This is a genomic window from Streptosporangium sp. NPDC005286 (assembly GCF_040607515.1).
Classification (GTDB): Bacteria; Actinomycetota; Actinomycetes; order Streptosporangiales; family Streptosporangiaceae; genus Streptosporangium.
In genome coordinates this window covers 1-3,425 of record NZ_JBEXGU010000351.1, presented here as the reverse complement: position 1 = coordinate 3,425, position 3,425 = coordinate 1, and the positions used below count along the sequence as shown (strand labels likewise).

1 protein-coding gene is annotated in these 3,425 nt (G+C 68.7%); it reads left to right on the top strand.

Annotated features, from left to right (window positions below):
* Positions 1–30 precede the first annotated feature (30 nt).
* The coding region (locus ABZU75_RS45870) for a beta-ketoacyl synthase N-terminal-like domain-containing protein (protein WP_355569703.1) at positions 31–3,425 on the top strand (3,395 nt) is incomplete at its 3' end.

Below are 3,425 nucleotides of genomic sequence, written 5' to 3'. Positions count from 1 at the left end.
GCGTACGGGCTGTGGGATGTGGCCACCGGGATGAGCGCCGGGCTGTCCGACGCCGACCGGGACCGGCTGGCCCGGCTGGGGCTGCCGGCGCTGTCTGCCGCCGAGGGGTTGCGGCTGTTCGATGTGAGCGTGCGGGCGGATGCGGCGATGACGGTGCCGCTGCGGGTGGAGGTGGAGGTGTTGCGGGGCCGCGGCGGCGAGGTGCCGGCGTTGCTGCGAGGGCTGGCACCGGCGAGGCGGGTGGCTCGTGCGGTCGCCGGTGGCGGCGAAGACGCGGGTGAACGCCGGCGCCTGCACAGCAAGGACGCCCTGGCTGAGTTGGTACGCCACCAGATCGCGGCTGTCCTCGGCCACGCGGACGGTGTGAACATCGGTGGTGACCGCGCCTTCAAGGACCTGGGCTTTGACTCGCTCACTACTGTGGAGTTGCGCAACGGCCTGGCGAAACGCATCGGGCTGGCGCTACCCGCGACCGTGGTGTTCGACCATCCGACGGCTGATGAGCTGATTACCCATCTCTGGTCGCGGATCCACGGCGCCGCTCCGGACATCAGCCAGCCTCAGGCGAGGGCCGACCACGACGACCCGGTCGCCATTGTCGGTATGGCGTGCCGTTTTCCAGGGGGAATCGACACTCCTGAGCAACTGTGGCAGTTGCTGGCCGATGGAGGTGAAGTGCTGTCCTCTTTCCCTGAGGACCGCGGCTGGGATCTGACGACCTTGGTGAGCCGCAGTGCCACTACATCCGCCGGGTTCCTCGCCGGAGTCGCCGACTTCGACCCGGGATTCTTCAGGATAAACCACCGTGAGGCCCTGGCGATGGACCCCCAGCAGCGACTGCTGTTGGAGACTTCGTGGGAGGCACTGGAACAAGCCGGCATCGTGCCCGCGACCCTGCGTGGTAGTGACGTGGGCGTGTTCATTGGCACCAACGGCCAGGACTACCCGACGCTGCTGGCCCAGTCTGAAGGTGACTTCGGTGGCTACGCCGGCATTGGCAGCGCGGCGAGCGTGGCGTCTGGGCGGCTTGCTTACACGTATGGCTTCACCGGTCCGGCGCTCACCGTGGACACCGCGTGCTCCTCGGCGCTGGTCGCCCTGCATCTGGCCGCTCGGTCACTCCGGTCCGGGGAGTGCTCGCTCGCCCTGGTCAGCGGCGTCACAGTGATGACGACGCCAGAATTGTTCGTCGAGTTAACCCGGCAAGGAGTGCTGTCCGGCGACGGGCGTTGCAAGGCTTTCGCTGACGCGGCCGACGGGACAGGGTGGGCTGAAGGCGTGGGCATGCTTGTGGTCGAGCGGCTGTCGGACGCGCGGGCGAAGGGCCATGAGGTGTTGGCAGTGCTCCGGGGCAGTGCCATCAACCAGGATGGCGCCTCGAACGGGCTCACCGCACCGAACGGCGTCGCGCAGCAACGTGTCATTCGCCAGGCGTTGGCCTCCAGCGGCCTATCCGTGTCCGATGTGGACGTTGTAGAGGCACACGGCACCGGAACCAGGCTGGGAGACCCGATTGAGGCCGACGCGTTGCTGTCGACCTACGGTCAGGACCGGGACCGGCCGTTGTGGCTCGGTTCGGTGAAGTCGAACCTGGGGCACACCCAAGCGGCCGCGGGTGTGGCAGGCATAGTGAAACTGATCCTCGCCATGCGGCACGGGATTCTTCCGCGGACGCTACATGTGGACGAGCCTTCGTCTCGGGTGGACTGGTCGGCCGGTTCGGTCAGGCTGGCGACCGGTGCGGTGCCGTGGGCGACCAACGGGCGTCCACGACGCGGTGCGGTGTCCGCCTTCGGAATCAGCGGGACCAACGCACACGTCATTCTTGAAGAAGGCGAACAGTCCGGGAATCCGTCCAGCCGAGGGAAGCTGCCCTGGTTGCTGTCCGGCCGCACCGCCGATGCCCTTGGCGCACAGGCGGAACGCCTCCTGGCGGCCGACCCTGACTCGCGTGTGGCTCGACCGCTTGCGGTGTCTCGCACGCACTTCGAGTACCGTGCGGCGGTGCTGGACGGCAACCTTGACGCCCTCGCCGCTCTCGCGAGAGGCGAAGACCATGAGTTGGTTGTCCGTGGTGTGGTTGAGAAGCCGGTGGTACCGACGATCGTGTTCGCCGGCGCGACCGCGTGCACGGAGATGGGCCGTGAGCTGGCTCAGTTCCCGGTGTTCGCGGCAGGGTCGGCCGAGATCGGCAGCCGGTTCGGGGAGGAAAGTGGTTTCGCGTTCGAGGTGGCGTTGTTCAGGTTGCTGGAGTCCTGGGGAGTGAGGGCGGAAGTCCGCGGCCATTCGGGTGGCGAGGTCGCCGCCGCGTATGTGGCCGGGGCGTTGTCGCTGGATGACGCCTACGAACTGGTCATCGCCAAGGCCCAGGACCCTCGTGTCGCTGAATACCGGGTTCGGCCGTTCGGGCAGGACGACGTCGTTGTCGAACCGGGGGCCTGCGGTTCACTGTCCAGCTTGGTCAACGCGCTGGCAGGACTCCATGTGCGCGGCGTCGCGGTGGACTGGGCAGCCGTGATTCCGGGCGGGCGGTGCGCCGTGCCCACATATGCCTTCCAACGGCAGCGGTTCTGGCCGCGGGTGGCCCACCACACCATGCCCCCCAGCCCCATCGAAGCCGATGTCCGGACCGAGCCGCTGTCGGCGTTGGATCTCGTCCGGACCGAGGTGGCCAGGGCCCTGGGCCTTCCTGGTATGCAAGCGGTGGCGCCGGACAGTGAGTTCACCCGCCTCGGCCTGGACTCGTTGACCTTGATTGACCTGCGCGCCAGGCTGCGCGCCTGCACCGGCAAGAAGATCGAAGCGAGCGCGGTGTTCCGGCACCCGACCTCTGCGGCTCTCGCCCGCTATCTGGACGAGCTCGACCAGGGGCCGCAGGCCGAGCCTGGCGTGGAGGACGCGGCGCCGGTGCCGGGTGTGATGCCATGCGTGATCTCGGGCAGGTCGGGTGAGGCGTTGCGGGCGTGGGCGGGCCGTCTGGCGGTGTATGTGGAGGAGGGTAACGAGTTGGGGCCGGCCGATGTGGCGTTCTCGCTGGCCACGTCGCGGTCGGCGTTCGAGCATCGGGCGGTGGTGGTCGGCGGGGATCGCGAGGAGTTGCTGGCGGGGTTGGCCGCGGTCGCTTCCGGCGACTCGGCGGCGGGTGTGGTGCGGGGTGTGGCCGATGTGGACGGTCGGATGGTGTGGGTGTTCCCGGGGCAGGGGGCGCAGTGGGTGGGGATGGGCGCGCGGCTGCTGGAGGAGTCGCCGGTGTTCGCCCGCCGGATGGCGGAGTGTGCGGCGGCGTTGGAACCGTTCGTGCAGTGGTCGTTGCTGGATGTGGTCCGGCAGGTGGAGGGGGCGCCGGGGCTGGATCGGGTGGATGTGGTGCAGCCGGTGTCGTTCGCGGTGATGGTGTCGCTGGCGGCGGTGTGGGAGTCGCTGGG